Genomic DNA, 17,013 nt, shown 5'->3' with positions numbered 1-17,013 from the left:
ATAGATGTAACTTATTTACATAGATTGAAAAATCTAAACATTGACTTTCAATTCTCAGTAAAATTGTTTAATAAATTTGCTGTATAATTATAAGTTAGGAAAATTATTTGCTGGGGTAATCATAATGAAAAAGTTTTTATTATTAGGAGCAATGAGCGCATTACTTATTTCTGCTAATGCCAATGCCATATCGATGAATGTGCAAGCGGGTAAACATTATACCGATGTACAAGCAGGTTTAGGTGATGCCGATTCTGGACTTTCTTTTAACGGTAATTGGGCACGTAGTGATCACGATGGTCAATTAGGTAGTTTAGGTGCAAAATTTGCGTTACCTCTTGGCCCATTCTCAGCAAGCGTTGGTGGTAAAGCACTTTACCTCTCTCCCAAAAATGGTGATGACGGCGCGGCATTAGCTGGTGGTGTTGGACTTAATTGGCGTGTTTTACCTTCACTGAGTGTTTATGGTGAAGCTTACGCTTCGCCGGAAGGATTAACCTCAGGAAGTAAATCCTATTATGAAGCTGATGTTGGTGCTAAATACACGGTATTTAAACCACTTCATGTTAATGCGGGTTATCGGGTGATTGAAATTGAAAACGCGCATAATCACAGTAACAATAAACTTGCTGATGGTTTCTATGTAGGAGCTGGTTTAAGTTTCTAATATCAATAACGGGAACATTAGGTTTTTCCCGTTTAGTTATTTATTTTTAGCAGGTGTTACAATTAACACCTGCTTTTTATTTGATTTTTATCAGCTAATGGTGATTAACCCACTTGTGGCAATATATTAAAGGTAATCGCTATTTGAATACCAATCACCACTAACCCGCAGATAAATACAATGGCTAAGGCTGGCTTACCGCCTTTAACTTTATAATGCTCTGTAGTCTGCTTTTGCTGTCTTACTTTCCATACCAGTAGTGCCGGTAATAATAGTGCGAGAATAGATAAAGCAATTGCGGCATAGGCTAAGGCTTGCACAAAGTTAGGGAAAAATAACGCACAGAATAGCGGTGGAACAAAGGTTAATAAACCAGATTGAAAACGACCAGATGCGCGATTACTGCGTTTAAACAAATCAGCTAGATAATCAAATAATCCTAATGCTACGCCTAAGAAAGAGGTGGCGAGTGCAAGGGCTGCGAAAAGGTTGACAGCAATATTGACTCGCGGTGTAGCAACCACATCACGGATGGCGGTGAGTAGGCCATTTAAGCCAGATTCTTGGGCTAAAATCCCCATAAAGGTGGTGGTGGGAATAGCTCCTAATGTTGCTAATTGCCATAAAATATAAGCAATAAGAGGGATTGCGCTACCTACGATAAATATGAGGCGTAGTTTTTTGATATTGCCATCCATGTAACTGACAATACTGGGTACACTACCGTGGAAACCAAAAGAGGTAAAAATAACCGGGATCGCAGAAAGAACGAGTCCCTGAGCGATAGGCATAGAGGTTAAGTTGACTTTTTCCACATGGGGTAACATGACTACCAGCATAAAAATTAAGAAAATAACTTTTGCTGTAAAGAGTAAGCGGTTAATCATATCCACAGAAGTGGTGCCAATACCGACTACTGCACCACCAATAATTGTAAAGATAATGATACCTTGTGTGATGGTTATCTTATGACCAATCCAAGAAGATAAAGTCGAAGCTAATAATTCACCCGCACCACTGATATAAGCCGTTGTTAAAGCATACATAAGAAGTAGCAAAGCTAAACCTGTAACGACTTGTCCTCCAATACCCAGATAACGTTTCGCAATAGAGCCAAGGCCTGTATGGGGATCGTTGTATTGATAGACTTCCACTAATAAAAGCGCGGTGTAACTCATTAATAGCCATAAGCCCACCAGCAATAACACCATGGTACTAAAGCCAATACCCACAGCAGCAAGTGGCATTGCCAACATTCCTGCACCAATTGTTGTTCCTGCAACAATAAATACACTGCCTATAGTGCGATTTTTCACAAAGTCCTCGTTTTTCCAAACTATTTTACCTAGTTAAAAGTAGGGTATAAGAATGGTAAATTTCTGTCAAATTTTAATTACGATGGGTGTAATGTTTTGTTTACAAAATAAAGGGGATATAAAAAAACGCCAACAAAATGTTGGCGCTATTCATCATATCTTTGGTTGTTGAACGACAAAAAAAGATTAATTAATCATCAAGCTCAACCATTCTTCTTATTTGATCACGATTAATTTGTTTGATTGCACCGGTTTCAGCATCTTTATAAATAATTAATCCGGTAGACTCATCTTCTTGAGGTTTATCTGTGGTCAAAATGGTTTGCCCATCGACGGTTTCAATTTTTTGTGGCGATGAACAACCTGCTAATAGCAGTAAAGAGAAAGAGGCGGCACAAATCGGTAAAATAGTTTTTAGTTTCATAGTAACGATCCTTTTTATAACTCTGTTATTTAACTTTAGTTAAAAATACGCATTTGTGTTAGAAAAAGAACAATATAAGAAAACAGTGATCATTATAGTCAATGGTTTTACTTTGTGCAGATCTCGATTTCGATATCACTCACAGGGTGACAGCTACAAGGTAAAATTTCATCAGCTTGAATAAATGCCAATGGCTCATTGCGATAACATACTTTGCCTTTTACTAAGCGTAATCGGCAAGAGCCACAATAACCTTCTCGGCATTGATATTCGATTTGAATTTTGCTGCGCTCTAACGTCTCCAACAAGGAAGGATGCGTTTCAGAGCTAAATTCTAATGCGGTTGATAGACCCTGCTGGTGCAGGGTCACTTTATGAGATGCCATAATGTATAGCGCTAGTTCTCTGTTTTACAGTTCGAAGTTACTTAAATCATCAGTATCTACTTGTGAGTCGATTTGACCTACTAGATATGAGCTTACTTCAACTTCTTGTGGTGCAACTTGCACATTATCAGATACTAACCAAGCATTAATCCATGGAATAGGGTTTGAACGTGCTTTAAACGGCAATTTAAGTCCTACTGCCTGCATACGAATATTAGTAATATATTCAACATATTGGCAAAGGATCTCTTTATTTAAACCGATCATAGAGCCTTCTGAGAATAGGTATTCTGCCCACTCTTTTTCTTGCTCTGCTGCTTCAACAAATAGGTCATAACATTCTTGTTCGCATTCTGCGGCAATTTCGGCCATTTCAGGATCATCTTGACCTGAACGCAGTAAATTGAGCATATGCTGTGTGCCTGTTAAGTGTAATGCTTCATCACGGGCAATCAATTTAATGATTTTAGCGTTACCTTCCATCAGTTCGCGCTCTGCAAAGGCAAATGAACAGGCAAAGCTGACATAGAAACGAATCGCTTCTAAAGCATTAACACTCATTAAGCATAGGTAAAGCTGTTTTTTGAGCTTACGTAAAGTAACTTCAACAGTTTTACCTTTTATTTGATGCGTACCTTCACCAAACATATGGTAAAGGTTAGTTAAATTGATTAACTCATCATAATAAGATGAGATATCACGAGCACGTTTTAAAATCTCTTTATTTTCAACAATATCATCAAAAACGACCGACGGATCGTTGACGATATTACGAATAATATGGGTATAAGAGCGTGAATGGATGGTTTCAGAGAACGACCATGTTTCTACCCAAGTTTCTAATTCTGGAATCGAAATTAAAGGTAAAAATGCCACGTTAGGGCTTCTACCTTGGATCGAATCAAGCAGAGTTTGATATTTTAAATTACTAATAAAAATGTGTTTTTCGTGATCGGGAAGCGCATTGTAGTCAATACGATCACGAGAAACATCAACTTCTTCTGGACGCCAGAAGAAAGAGAGTTGCTTTTCAATTAGTTTTTCAAAAATAGGGTACTTTTGCTGATCATAACGCGCTACGTTAACAGGTTGCCCAAAAAACATGGGCTCCTGAAGCTGATCATTTCTAACTTGTGAAAAAGTGGTATAAGACATAGCTTCCTCAATTAAATTTTACACGCGCCGCCTTCACAATCTGAATCTGCCGTTTCAACGACTTCTTCCAGATCACCTTGTACATCTTCTGCACCATCACGGGTATTGTGATAATAGAGTGTTTTCACACCATATTTATAGGCGAGCAGCAAATCTTTTAGCAGCTGGTTCATAGGAACCTTACCACTAGGGAAACGAGTAGGATCGTAGTTAGTGTTGGCAGAAATCGCTTGGTCGACAAACTTTTGCATAATACCGACTAACTGCAAATAACCTTCGATACTTGGCATTTGCCACAGTAATTCATAAGCCCCTTTTAGGCGCTCATATTCTGGAACCACTTGACGTAAGATGCCATCTTTAGAAGCTTTAATACTGATATAACCACGAGGTGGCTCGATACCATTGGTTGCATTTGATATTTGTGATGATGTTTCTGATGGCATCAATGCAGAGAGCGTTGAGTTACGTAAACCGTATTGTTTGATCTCTTTGCGTAAGCTTTCCCAGTCATAATGCAGAGGTTCATTAGTCAGTACATCTAATGATTTTTTATAAGTATCAATAGGTAAGATACCTTCTGCATAGGTGGTTTCATTAAACCATGGGCATGCCCCTTGCTCTTTTGCTAATTCATTTGATGCTTTTAATAAATAGTATTGAATAGCTTCAAAGGCACGGTGTGTTAAGTTGTTTGCACTGCCATCTGAGTAGCGAACACCGTGTTTAGCCAGATAATAAGCAAAGTTGATCACACCAATACCCAGTGTACGACGACCCATAGCACCTTGTTTAGCTGCTAAAATTGGATAATCTTGGTAATCTAACAAAGCATCTAACGCGCGAACGGCTAAACGTGCTAGCTCTTCTAAATCGTCTAGATTTTCAATTGCCCCAAGATTAAAGGCCGAAAGTGTACACAGGGCAATTTCACCATTTGGATCTTTAATATCATTTAATGGTTTGGTTGGTAGTGCTATTTCTAAACATAAGTTTGATTGACGGATAGGTGCAATCGCCGGATCAAACGGACTGTGTGTATTACAGTGGTCAACGTTTTGAATATAGATACGACCTGTAGAGGCACGCTCTTGCATCATGAGTGAGAATAATTCAACCGCTTTAACTTGTTTTTGGCGAATACTCTTATCTTTCTCATATTGTACATATAAACGTTCAAATTCGTCTTGATCAGCAAAGAATGCATCATAGAGACCCGGCACATCAGACGGGCTAAATAATGTAATATCCTGACCTTTGATTAAACGTTCATACATTAATTTGTTTAACTGCACACCATAATCGAGATGGCGTACACGGTTATCTTCAACACCACGGTTATTTTTTAATACCAGTAGGCTTTCAACTTCTAAATGCCATAAAGGATAAAATAGCGTTGCTGCACCACCACGTACCCCACCTTGTGAACAAGATTTTACCGCCGTTTGGAAGTGCTTATAGAATGGGATACAACCCGTGTGAAATGCTTCACCATTACGAATAGCACTACCTAATGCACGAATACGACCGGCATTAATCCCAATACCTGCACGTTGAGATACATATTTAACAATAGCACTTGAGGTCGCATTGATAGAATCAAGGCTATCATCACACTCAATCAGAACACAGGAGCTAAATTGACGTGTCGGAGTTCTTACACCCGCCATAATAGGTGTTGGGAGTGAAATTTTAAATGTGGATACCGCGTTATAAAAGCGTTCAATATAATCCATACGCGTCTCTTTTGGATAACGCGAAAATAGGCAAGCGGCAACTAACACATAGAGAAATTGTGCACTTTCGTAAATATCACCGGTAATACGGTTTTGAACAAAATATTTACCTTCTAGCTGTTTCACTGCTGCATAAGAGAAATTCATATCACGTTGATGAACAATAAACTTATCCATCTGTTCGAACTCTTCTTTGGTGTAATCTTCGAGAAGATGACGGTCATATTTACCGAGTTCAACTAAATGTTTAACGTGATCATACAATGCCGGTGGCTCAAATTGACCATAGGCTTTTTTACGTAAATTAAAGACAGCAAGACGAGCAGCAAGATACTGATAATCAGGTGTTTCACCAGATATTAAGTCTGCAGCAGCTTTAACCAGTGTTTCATGGATATCGGCAGTTTTGATACCATCATAAAACTGAATCTGAGAACGTAACTCAACTTGAGAAACAGAGACATTTTCTAGACCTTCAGCGGCCCAAGTAATAACACGGTGAATTTTGTCTAAGTCAATGCGTTCTTTATGACCATCACGTTTTGTGACGAGCAGGCTGTGATTCATGAGCGATGCACCTTTCTGGCTTTAATGACCTATAAATGGGCAACCTGAAATTTTATACCGCAAAAAAGCGCTCCCGATGACAAACATTGCCAAGGAGTCTTGTGGTGTGAAATTTAAGGAAACACAATATATAGGGGTTTGTTCAAATGGTGATAACAAGATAATGGTAATTGAGGGATTGATCAAGTGTACAAATCTGAATGTTTCTGTGGATAAATAGGGGATAATTTTTTTAACAACTGCCTGTACCCTGCATAAATACAGGCAGTCAGAAACTTAAAACGACGCTAAAAAGAGGCAAAGTCAATTTTTAAAAATGTGATCGTTTGATGTTTTATTAAACCAAATCAATCTCTCTATTTCACAAATCCGAATTATCGGTCGCTTGAGTGTGCACCATGTAATTAACATCAACATTTGGCGCTAATCGGAATTTGTCTGTAATAGGATTGTAATGTAACCCAATCATATTTTTGCTACGTAAATTGGTTTCATCGACCCAGCTTAATAACTCTGAGGGACGAATAAATTTATTCGCATCATGGGTGCCTTTAGGAACCATATTCAGAATATACTCCGCGCCTACCACCAGCATAAACCACGCTTTTTTATTACGGTTGATGGTAGAAAAGAATACATGTCCACCTGGTTTCACCAGTTTGGCACATGATCTTACAATGGAGGAAGGGTCTGGAACGTGTTCTAACATCTCCATACAAGTGACCACATCATAGCGTTGTGGATATTCTGCGGCATGGTTTTCAACGGTATCTTGTATATAGGTGACAGGAATACCGGTTTCCAGTGAATGGAGACGTGCGACCTCTAATGGCTCTTTCCCCATATCGAGTCCGGTTACTTCTGCACCAACACGGGCCATACTTTCAGATAAAATACCGCCACCACACCCAACATCAAGTACTTTTTTACCAAATAAGCCATCAGCACGTTCTTGGATATAATTAAGTCTTAGTGGATTGATGCGATGTAGGGGTTTAAATTCACCTTCAAGATCCCACCATCTTGATGCGACACTCTCAAATTTGTCGATTTCATGCTGATCTACGTTAGCATGCAAAGAGGTTGTTTTATCATTCATCAGAAAGTATTACTCCTATTTTCATATTACCGATGATTCTACCAATGTTAGAGAGCGAAATCGAAGCTAAATCGAAGAGAATCGCGAAAGAGTGATTAATTTCATTGTTTCAGTTTTCCTAAAATTGGCGATTTGTGGTATAGTTCTACACCTTTGAATCCGTAGTATGAGGGACAGTGGCTCCATGAGCGACATTGCCAGAGAAATCACACCAGTTAATATCGAAGAAGAGCTGAAAAGCTCATATTTGGATTATGCGATGTCCGTTATTGTAGGACGCGCATTACCCGATGTTCGAGACGGACTGAAGCCAGTACACCGCCGAGTGCTATTTGCGATGAATGTACTGGGAAACGATTGGAATAAACCTTATAAAAAATCAGCCCGTGTTGTTGGGGATGTAATCGGTAAATATCACCCGCACGGTGACAGTGCTGTCTATGAAACGATCGTTCGTTTAGCACAGCCTTTTTCTATGCGCTACATGTTGGTTGACGGTCAGGGTAACTTCGGGTCAGTTGATGGTGACTCCGCGGCGGCTATGCGTTATACCGAAGTTCGTATGGCGAAGATCGCCCATGAACTGCTGGCGGATTTGGAAAAAGAGACGGTCGACTTTGTTCCTAACTATGATGGAACAGAAAATATACCGGCTGTTATGCCAACCCGTATTCCAAACTTGTTAGTTAATGGCTCTTCAGGTATTGCCGTTGGGATGGCAACGAATATCCCTCCGCATAACCTCGGTGAAGTTATCGACGGTTGTCTTGCCTATGTTGATAATGAAGACATCACCATAGAAGAATTAATGGAATATATTACCGGGCCTGATTTTCCGACTGCTGCGATTATTAATGGTCGCAGAGGAATATTAGATGCTTATCGTACAGGGCGTGGAAAGATTTATATCCGTGCTCAGGCTGATATTGAAACTGATGAGAAAACGGGTCGCGAAACCATTATCGTGACAGAAATTCCTTATCAGGTGAATAAAGCCCGTTTAATTGAAAAAATTGCGGAGCTTGTAAAAGATAAACGTATTGAAGGTATCAGCGGATTACGTGACGAGTCTGATAAAGACGGTATGCGTATTGTTGTTGAGATCAAACGTGATGCAGTCGGTGAAGTAGTATTAAATCACCTCTTTTCACAAACTCAAATGCAAGTCTCTTTTGGTATTAATATGGTTGCGCTTCATCAAGGCCAACCAAAATTATTGAACCTAAAAGAAATTATCGCAGCCTTTATTCGCCATCGTCGTGAAGTGGTGACTCGTCGTACCATTTTTGAATTACGTAAAGCGCGTGATCGTGCTCATATCTTAGAAGCACTTGCGGTCGCTTTGGCCAATATCGATCCTGTGATTGAATTAATTCGTCAAGCACCAACCCCAGCAGAAGCGAAAGCAGCATTAATTGCCCAACCTTGGGATCTCGGTAGCGTGTCTGCGATGTTAGAGCGTGCTGGTGATAGCAATGTTGCTCGCCCTGAGTGGTTAGAGCCACAATTTGGTGTGCATGACGGTAAATACTATCTAACAGAACAACAAGCACAAGCCATTTTAGATCTGCGTTTGCAGAAACTAACTGGACTTGAGCATGAAAAACTGCTAGATGAATATCGTGAATTACTGCTACAAATTGCTGAGTTATTGCATATTTTGAGAAGCCCTGAGCGTTTAATGGACGTTATTCGTGAAGAGCTAACAGCAATCAAAACACAATATAACGATCCTCGTCGTACTGAAATCACTGAAAATACCGCTGATATTAATATCGAAGATCTGATTAATGAAGAAAATGTGGTTGTGACACTATCTCACCAAGGTTACGTTAAATATCAGCCATTGACTGATTATGAAGCGCAACGTCGTGGAGGAAAAGGTAAGTCAGCCGCAAGGATCAAAGAAGAAGACTTTATCGATCGCCTACTGGTGGCTAATACACACGATACTATTTTGTGTTTCTCAAGTCGTGGTCGCCTGTACTGGATGAAAGTTTATCAGTTACCAGAAGCGAGCCGCGGTGCTCGTGGTCGCCCAATTATCAATTTATTACCTCTAGAGCAAGATGAGCGGATCACCGCTATTCTTCCAGTAAGAGAGTATGAAGAAGGTAAATTTGTCTTTATGGCAACGGCGAGCGGTACGGTTAAAAAGACACCATTACAAGACTTCAGTCGTCCTCGTAGTGCTGGTATTATCGCGGTTAATTTAAATGATGGCGATGAGCTTATCGGTGTTGATTTAACCGACGGTAGTAATGAAGCCATGCTGTTCTCAGCAGATGGTAAAGTGGTTCGTTTCGCAGAAGAGTGTGTTCGCCCAATGGGTCGTACTGCGACAGGTGTTCGTGGTATGAAACTGGTTGATGATGATAAAGTGGTTTCACTGATCATTCCTCGTGGCGAAGGTGATATCTTAACAGTGACTGAAAACGGTTATGGTAAACGTACCGTTCAAAGTGAATACCCAACCAAAAACCGTGCAACACAAGGCGTTATCTCGATTAAAGTGAGTGAGCGTAATGGTAAAGTGGTAGGCGCTATTCAAGTTGAAGAAACTGACCAGATTATGATGATCACCAATGCCGGAACGTTAGTGCGTACCCGAGTATCAGAAGTCAGCATTGTGGGACGTAATACACAAGGTGTTACCTTGATCCGTACTACAGAAGACGAGCTAGTCGTTGGCTTACAACGTGTTGAAGATGAAGATGATGCATTAGATGATGATGAAGTTGATGAAATGATCAGCGACAATATCTCTGATGTTCCAGAGTCTGAACCAACAGATGATGCGGATAGTGAAGAAGAATAATAGCTATTTTTCAGTAACTTAAAGCAAAAAAAGCAGGCGGAATGCCTGCTTTTTTATATTATAAGCATTTATTAGTCAAAAAATTTTATCAGTCATCAGAAAAAATTATCCTGATGATAAAGATCATCTCATTCAGACCTAGAGTAACTTCTGTTAGAATGAGAAAGTTGATTATCTGTATTACCGATTAGGGTGGTTATTTGCGATATCTTTCGTCATTTAAAACGTCATTAAAAATTTCCCGCTACCTTTTTCGTGCACTGGGTATCATGTTGTGGGCAATGGGCGCATTATTAACCATGTTTTATCTCATCAACATCTTTAATGATACTAAATCAGATATCCGACAAGAATATAGTAATAACTATACCGATTTATTGGGCTTCTTTCGCCAAACCTCGAGTACTATCCGCGATTTGCAATATTTAGCAGAGCGGCATCAAGAGCAACTCAATTTAAACCCTAAGATGAATAATTCTTTTTTTTATGAAGGGCCTTTTTCACTTCATAAATTAAGTGAAAGTGCCGATTGTGAATTATTCAAAGGGCAAACAAACAATTATTTTCGATCATTTAATAGTATTCTGTATTACTGGAAAGATAATACCCCTGCTTTACAAGGTATCAACCAAGTATTTATGGTTGGCTCTCATAGTATGTGTATGATTAATTTCCCATTGCGTGCATCACCTATTGATACTGAACTGTTGAAAAAAATGGTTTATGAAAATACACGTAATTACATTAATCAACGAGCTCAAGGGAAAGAGAGTAATCAATACTGGATAGTACCTGATGCCAAGGGGGATAGCGGTATCCTCTATGTCATGTCGCCAGTTTATGCGTCAGGGAAATTTATTGCACTCATTGGTATCGAAAGGGCGATCCGATTGGAGTATTTTTCACCTACGAAAGATCGCGTTATCTCTATTCATCTTTTAAACAATAAAAATAATCCAGTCTTAAGTTATCCTGAAGAGAATAATTATCGCAGTGTAAGGGATGTACCGGATGTTAGTGCTCCTTACTTTGGCTTTGATGATGATTTTAGTGATTTAGTTGCAAAACGTAAGCTACTTCCTTCTTCTTTTAGTGTGGTTTATTCACTACCATTAAAACAAATTTTAAATGAATTTAAGTTTACTATTTTTAATGCCATTATTTTAAATATCATTTCGGCGATTGTTATCTTTATTTTCGTTTGGATTTTTGAGCGAAAAATATTTTCACCTGCAGAAAATAATGCTTCACGCTTAGAGGAGCATGAGCAGTTTAATCATAAAATTGTCGCGTCAGCCCCAGTAGGAATAAGTATCTTAAGAATACGTGATGGCATGATTATTTTAAGTAATGAGCTCGCCCATAATTATTTTCGCTTATTAAGTCATAGTGATAAACAAAATATTCTCTCTATTATTGCTGAAAAAAGTAGCAATATAGTGGATGTGGTCACTAATAATCATAATCATTTGCAAATTAGTTTTGTGAATTCACGTTATCAGAATGAAGATGTGGCGATTTGCGTATTAGTGGATATCAGCGCTCGTGTTAAAATGGAACGCTCTCTACAAAATATGGCAACGGCCGCAGAACAAGCAAACCAAGCTAAATCAATGTTCTTAGCGACAGTCAGCCATGAGCTGCGTACACCACTGTATGGCATTATTGGTAACTTAGAATTATTACAATCATTGACGCAAAATGAAGAGACTGCCAGATTATTAAAAACAATGGATAACTCTTCATCGCTGCTACTCAAAATTATCAGCGATATCCTCGATTTCTCGAAGATAGAATCGAAACAATTAAAAATTGACGTTAAGCCATTCAATTGTCGCCAAGTTGTCTCTTTTGTTATCTCTAACTATTTGCCGTTAATTGCTAAAAAAGATTTAGCTATTTACTGCTTTATTGAGCCGGATGTACCTAAAATCGTTAATAACGATCCGGTTCGTGTCCAACAAGTTATCTCTAATCTACTAAATAATAGTATTAAATTTACTACGACAGGATGTATTACTTTGCACCTGTATCGAGATGAATATTATCTCTATTTCGATATTCATGATACCGGCAGAGGGATAAATGAAAAAATGCTTCATCAGCTTTTTGAACCCTTCTTTCAGGTCTCGCAAAATACAGAAAGTGCTTCAGAAGGTACAGGATTAGGATTAGCGATTTGTGAAAAACTGATTAACTTGATGGATGGTGATATCAGTGTTGTTTCTCAAGAAAATGTAGGTAGTCGTTTTACTGTGCGGATCCCTTTATATGGGGCACTAAATTCGAGTGATGGACAAACCAAATATAATCTCTATAAAGAGAGTACTATTCGCTGCTTTATCAGTATTAAAAATCTTTATCTAGAAAGCTTTGTTGAACGATATTTAAGCTATGTGGGCTTACATTGTCAATTATTCACGGAAGTGACTCAGGTCTCTGAGAATGATTTTATTATCACCGATCATGATGAATGTTTAGATAACTCTTGCCAATTTATCCGTATTTATGAACACTATTTTGAGCCTGCAAAGAAAATCTCTGAGAATAATTGGTTATGTAGTACATATAAATTAAATGAATTAATTAAGATTATCCTACAATTACCACAAACAAAATTAGAGTCTGATGACTCAGAAAATAACGCGTTAATGACAGATCACGATCTACAATTATTGACGGTGCTCATTGTTGATGATCACCCTATCAATCGTTTATTGTTGACCGATCAACTGAAAAAAATTGGTTTTAATACCGCAACGGCAGAAGATGGCTGTGATGCTTTAGCCTTTATGCAAGAAAATCATGTCGATATTATTTTAACCGATGTCAATATGCCAAATATGAATGGCTATCAATTAGCGACAACAGTGCGTGAATTGAGTAGCACTATTCCTATTATTGGCGTTACAGCAAATGCGATTGCCGAAGAAAAACAACGTTGTATTGATGCGGGAATGAATGATTGTGTTTCCAAGCCAGTCTCTCTTACTGTATTAAAAGACGTATTACTCACCTATGTGGCATAATCCAACGGTTAATCTCGGAAAAGCGAGGTTTTTTCATGGTAGATTTGATTGAAAAATTTCGATATTACAGTGATAAATATTGTTGCTAGGTTGCCGGCTCAGGATGATAGGGGAAGAGAGGAAAACATTTTTTTGTTGCCAACGATGTGATGGCGGATAAAAAGTAATAAAAAAGCAGAGAAGCTCCCACAATGGGTATGAGCTTCCTGATTTTATCTATACAGCATAGAGAAGAAAAGTTAACGGGTTAGCTTTCTCCGTTAATTTCCTTATCAATAGTGACTGATGATAGGTAGTTAAGCAGAGCGATATCATTGTCGACACCGAGCTTCATCATGGCTGATTTTTTCTGACTACTGATAGTCTTGATACTACGATTGAGTTTTTTAGCAATCTCAGTGACAAGGAAACCTTCGGCAAATAAGCGCAACACTTCACTTTCTTTGGGAGATAAGCGTTTATCACCATAACCATTGGCATTCACTTTTTCTAACAGTTTAGCCACGCTTTCAGGCATAAATTTCTTGCCTTTTTGCAATGCTGCAAGTGCTTTAGGTAGATCAGCAGGCGCACCTTGTTTTAATACAATACCTTCGATTTCAAGGTCAAGAACAGCACTTAAGATAGCTGGGTTATTGTTCATAGTGAGTACAATAATAGACAAATTAGGATAATGTCTTTTGATGTACTTTATCAACGTAATACCATCACCATATTTATCACCAGGCATAGATAGGTCGGTGATAAGAGCATCTGCATTTAATTTAGATAAGTTATTGATAAGTGAAGTGGAATCTTCAAATTCACCAACAACATTAACCCATTCAATTTGTTCTAAAGATTTACGAATGCCGAATAAAACAATTGGATGATCATCGGCAATAATAATATTAAGGTTATTCATGTTTAATTGTTACCTTGCTACAGCAACTGTCGGATCCATTTATCCAGTTGATTGATACGTTCTTTTATCTCTAATTCATTATGATTTTTTATGTCATCTTCTAAATATTCGCAGTTCTCTCTGAGATATTCTAAATCTAACATAGCAAAAACCCCTTTCAGACGATGAGCTGTCTGAGCTAGAGAATGAAAGTCTTTATTAGTTGCTTCTAAGTGTAGTTTTTCAACATCAATGGGAACAGTATTGATAAATAGTTCCTTATAATCACTATCATTCAACTTCTTCCTATAATTATTAAGAATTACTTCGTGATGATCAAGGTTATTATTCTCATTACGAATACTCGTTTGAGTTGTTTCGAGAGAAAGTTGTTCATTTTCTTCAATCAAATAAGTAATAGCCTCAATTAATGGATCACCGAAGTTATAGTTACACTTTATTAAATTTCTTGCTATTTTTTCAAATCCGGTAATAGAGCTAACTAATAATACTGTTGCTGATTCAGGATTATTATCCGGAGTGTCTCTAAGTATGATATCGTATTCTGAGTAAAGATTCTCTTTATTTTTATCAAAGTATGTAGCGCCATATTTATCAAGCTGTTGGCAGATTATTTTTTCTATTTCAGGGTTTTTTATGGCGAGTTTTGCAGTTATACCCTCTAATAATATGTCAAAAGAGCGCTCTTCTGTATCTATATGCTGGTATGGAAGTACGATACGGAAATGAGAGCCAATACTTTCTTGGCTTGTAATGGTCAAAGTGCCTTGTATTTTGTTACACAACAAATGACATAAATAAAAAATAATACCCGAGTTGGAATAATATTTATCACCCATAGCTTGACCTAAAAATGGATATTTAATATTAGCCAGATCTTGAGCTGTTAACCCACTGCCACTATCAATAATATCAATTACTATTTCTTCTTTATCATTATTTTTTTCTAAATTTAGATTGACGGTTATTTTTCCATAATTAGTCGTACTAATGGCATAATTAATCAATGATAAAATAATCTTACTTAATGCTGGGCCATCATTAAATAAAAGTAAACTAGGTTTAATATTATTATGGAAATAAAGTGTTAATCCCTTTCTTATCATAAATGGTGATGCGGTTATTAGAATAGATTCAACTAGCGTTGAAAGTTCAAATTCATCTTGATGTATTTTCCATTCTTGATTTTCTAACTTATTAATTAGCGTAATGTTTTCTATCCACTCAGAAATATAATTCGTTTTTTCTAATAGCAGACTCAGTAATTGTTGGTGAGTATCGTTAGGAAGTAGATCTTTAAATTGATATACCATCTCATTAATATCTTTAATTGGTCGTATGAGTTCCAATGACATATTGGATAAGATCTTGCGGCGTGCAATCGTGTTTTTTTCATATTCTTGTTGTGCTAGCTGCAATTTCTTATTGATTAATGCTTCGTTGTCTTTATTCAGAAAAATGAATAGAGCAGTATTATCGATATTGCTGTTGCTACTCGTGCGGATCTCATAAATTTCGTTATCAATGGCCGTTTGGATTAAACCATTATGTTCAATCGCCATCTGGCGGATCTTAGATAAATCGATATGAGGTAATAGTTTCTCTGCGTGGCTATTACTAATAATCTTATGGTTTGATGAAAAATTATACACCAATAGACCAATAGGAAGATTAGAAATGATATCGTTAGTCATCTCTTCTTTGATGCGAAGATTACGCGTCATCGAAATATAAGGGAATACATATTTATTACGAATATAGATATGGCCAAACACTGAAATCGAGATAAAAATGAGTAGGCTGATAAGTAACCAGATATTTTTATACACAATCTCATTGAAAATCGATTTTAGTGGATACTCATAAGATAAAGAGTAGGGTATTCCTGCGATGGGCTGTGAGAAGATGAGTGAAGTCCCATCCGTTGATACCTCAATATTGTTTTTATCATAAACACTCTGCTGTCCTGTGGGTAATAATCTTAAATATTGAGGTGATAGCTCAGCAGGTAGAAAATTATTTATGGGTAAATCAAAGGCAATAACACTGGTCAGTTGCCCTGGCACATTAAACATGGTGCGGTAGGTATAGTAATAAATATTTTCTGTCGGCATTTTCCTAATGGGAGAAAGGCTCTCTTTTTCATCTAATGCCGTTGATTGCATTAATAGCTCAGAACGTTTGTTTTCAGCCGTTAGTGTTAAATAGCTTTCTTTATAGCGCAATTCTGGTTTTAGTATTGAGTGGGTAGTAATAAGGATAAGATCATTGCCTTTACCATTAAGATAATAGAGAGAGCTATAGTTATTACGTACCCCCCAAATAATTTCTAACGCGTTTGCAAAATAACCGGCTAACTGAAAGGTTTGTTCATTCGATTTACCAAAAACAATTGCGTCAACGGTCTGATCGCGTCCTTCAAGCCAATAAACATCAGAGCGTAGTTTGACCGGATTGATTTTTAAAGGCAAAAAGAGGGTTGGATCATTAATTTTGTTTGATAACTGGAATAGTTGGTTAGCGTGATAGCGGTAATCTTCAACTTGAGAAGCAAACTTATTAGTCGTGTTATTAATGGCATTTTTTTTACTTTCTAGCCAAGTATCAAAATAGCTATAAGCATATAGAAAAAGGGATATGGCCATAAACAGAAGAAACAGAGCATATAAGCGAGTTAATGTATTTGGCTTTAATTGGGTCAGTGTACGCATTCAGTTTGCGAGCCTTTAAGAAATGAAGTCAATAAAAAAGAAAAAATTGGCTAAACAACCATCAGTATTAAGTCATTATATTAACAGGTTATTACTTTAAAAGGGATATTCGGGTGAAGTTTGAGCAAATAAACAAAAAAAGTCATTTTTTTTACGCTGAATGCTAGACAGCAAGCTCAGAGATAGGCATAATTTCGCGCT

General features: G+C 37.6%; 11 protein-coding genes. 3 read left to right on the top strand and 8 right to left on the bottom strand.

Annotation, left to right across the window (positions count from 1 at the left end):
- The first annotated feature begins 124 nt into the window (after positions 1-124).
- Positions 125-667 carry a YfaZ family outer membrane protein gene (locus tag HMPREF0693_RS04130; protein ID WP_004248380.1) on the top strand — a complete coding sequence of 181 codons (543 nt, stop codon included), beginning with the start codon at positions 125-127 and terminating at the stop codon, positions 665-667.
- Between the two features lie 104 nt (positions 668-771).
- On the opposite strand, the gene tyrP is transcribed toward HMPREF0693_RS04130, so the two are convergent.
- From tyrP to ubiG, 6 genes are all read right to left on the bottom strand, one after another.
- Positions 772-1,983, bottom strand: a complete 1,212-nt coding sequence (tyrP, locus tag HMPREF0693_RS04125) for a tyrosine transporter TyrP (RefSeq protein ID WP_004243660.1) — start codon at positions 1,981-1,983, stop codon at positions 772-774.
- Between the two features lie 190 nt (positions 1,984-2,173).
- Entirely contained in the window at positions 2,174-2,407 is a 234-nt protein-coding gene (locus HMPREF0693_RS04120) for a YgdI/YgdR family lipoprotein (protein WP_004243656.1), read from the bottom strand.
- Positions 2,408-2,514: 107 nt separating this feature from the next.
- Complete coding sequence (gene yfaE, locus HMPREF0693_RS04115) at positions 2,515-2,793, bottom strand: class I ribonucleotide reductase maintenance protein YfaE (RefSeq protein WP_004243655.1); 279 nt, start codon at positions 2,791-2,793, stop codon at positions 2,515-2,517.
- Between the two features lie 24 nt (positions 2,794-2,817).
- Positions 2,818-3,948: a class Ia ribonucleoside-diphosphate reductase subunit beta gene (gene nrdB / locus HMPREF0693_RS04110; protein WP_004243654.1), complete on the bottom strand. Its 1,131-nt coding sequence runs from the start codon at positions 3,946-3,948 to the stop codon at positions 2,818-2,820.
- An 11-nt stretch (positions 3,949-3,959) separates the two neighbouring features.
- Complete coding sequence (gene nrdA / locus HMPREF0693_RS04105; RefSeq protein WP_004243653.1) at positions 3,960-6,251, bottom strand: class 1a ribonucleoside-diphosphate reductase subunit alpha; 2,292 nt, start codon at positions 6,249-6,251, stop codon at positions 3,960-3,962.
- Between the two features lie 361 nt (positions 6,252-6,612).
- Complete coding sequence (ubiG, locus tag HMPREF0693_RS04100) at positions 6,613-7,350, bottom strand: bifunctional 2-polyprenyl-6-hydroxyphenol methylase/3-demethylubiquinol 3-O-methyltransferase UbiG (RefSeq protein ID WP_004243650.1); 738 nt, start codon at positions 7,348-7,350, stop codon at positions 6,613-6,615.
- Between the two features lie 184 nt (positions 7,351-7,534).
- On the opposite strand from ubiG, the gene gyrA reads away from it, so the two are divergent.
- Both gyrA and rcsC read left to right on the top strand, forming a co-directional pair.
- Positions 7,535-10,168 (top strand): DNA topoisomerase (ATP-hydrolyzing) subunit A, encoded by a 2,634-nt coding sequence (gyrA, locus tag HMPREF0693_RS04095; RefSeq protein ID WP_004248375.1) that lies wholly within the window; start codon positions 7,535-7,537, stop codon positions 10,166-10,168.
- A gap of 200 nt (positions 10,169-10,368) precedes the next feature.
- On the top strand, positions 10,369-13,197 hold the full coding sequence (rcsC, locus tag HMPREF0693_RS04090) for a two-component system sensor histidine kinase RcsC (protein ID WP_071587361.1): 2,829 nt from the start codon (positions 10,369-10,371) through the stop codon (positions 13,195-13,197).
- Positions 13,198-13,444: 247 nt separating this feature from the next.
- Here the strand turns inward: rcsC and rcsB are convergent, their stop codons facing one another.
- Positions 13,445-14,101, bottom strand: a complete 657-nt coding sequence (gene rcsB, locus HMPREF0693_RS04085; protein ID WP_004243646.1) for a response regulator transcription factor RcsB — start codon at positions 14,099-14,101, stop codon at positions 13,445-13,447.
- Positions 14,102-14,118: 17 nt separating this feature from the next.
- Entirely contained in the window at positions 14,119-16,812 is a 2,694-nt protein-coding gene (gene rcsD / locus HMPREF0693_RS04080) for a phosphotransferase RcsD (RefSeq protein WP_004243645.1), read from the bottom strand.
- Positions 16,813-17,013: the final 201 nt, after the last annotated feature.

Source organism: Proteus mirabilis ATCC 29906, assembly GCF_000160755.1.
Classification (GTDB): domain Bacteria; phylum Pseudomonadota; class Gammaproteobacteria; order Enterobacterales; family Enterobacteriaceae; genus Proteus; species Proteus mirabilis.
This window is presented reverse-complemented; position numbering and strand designations above follow the sequence as displayed.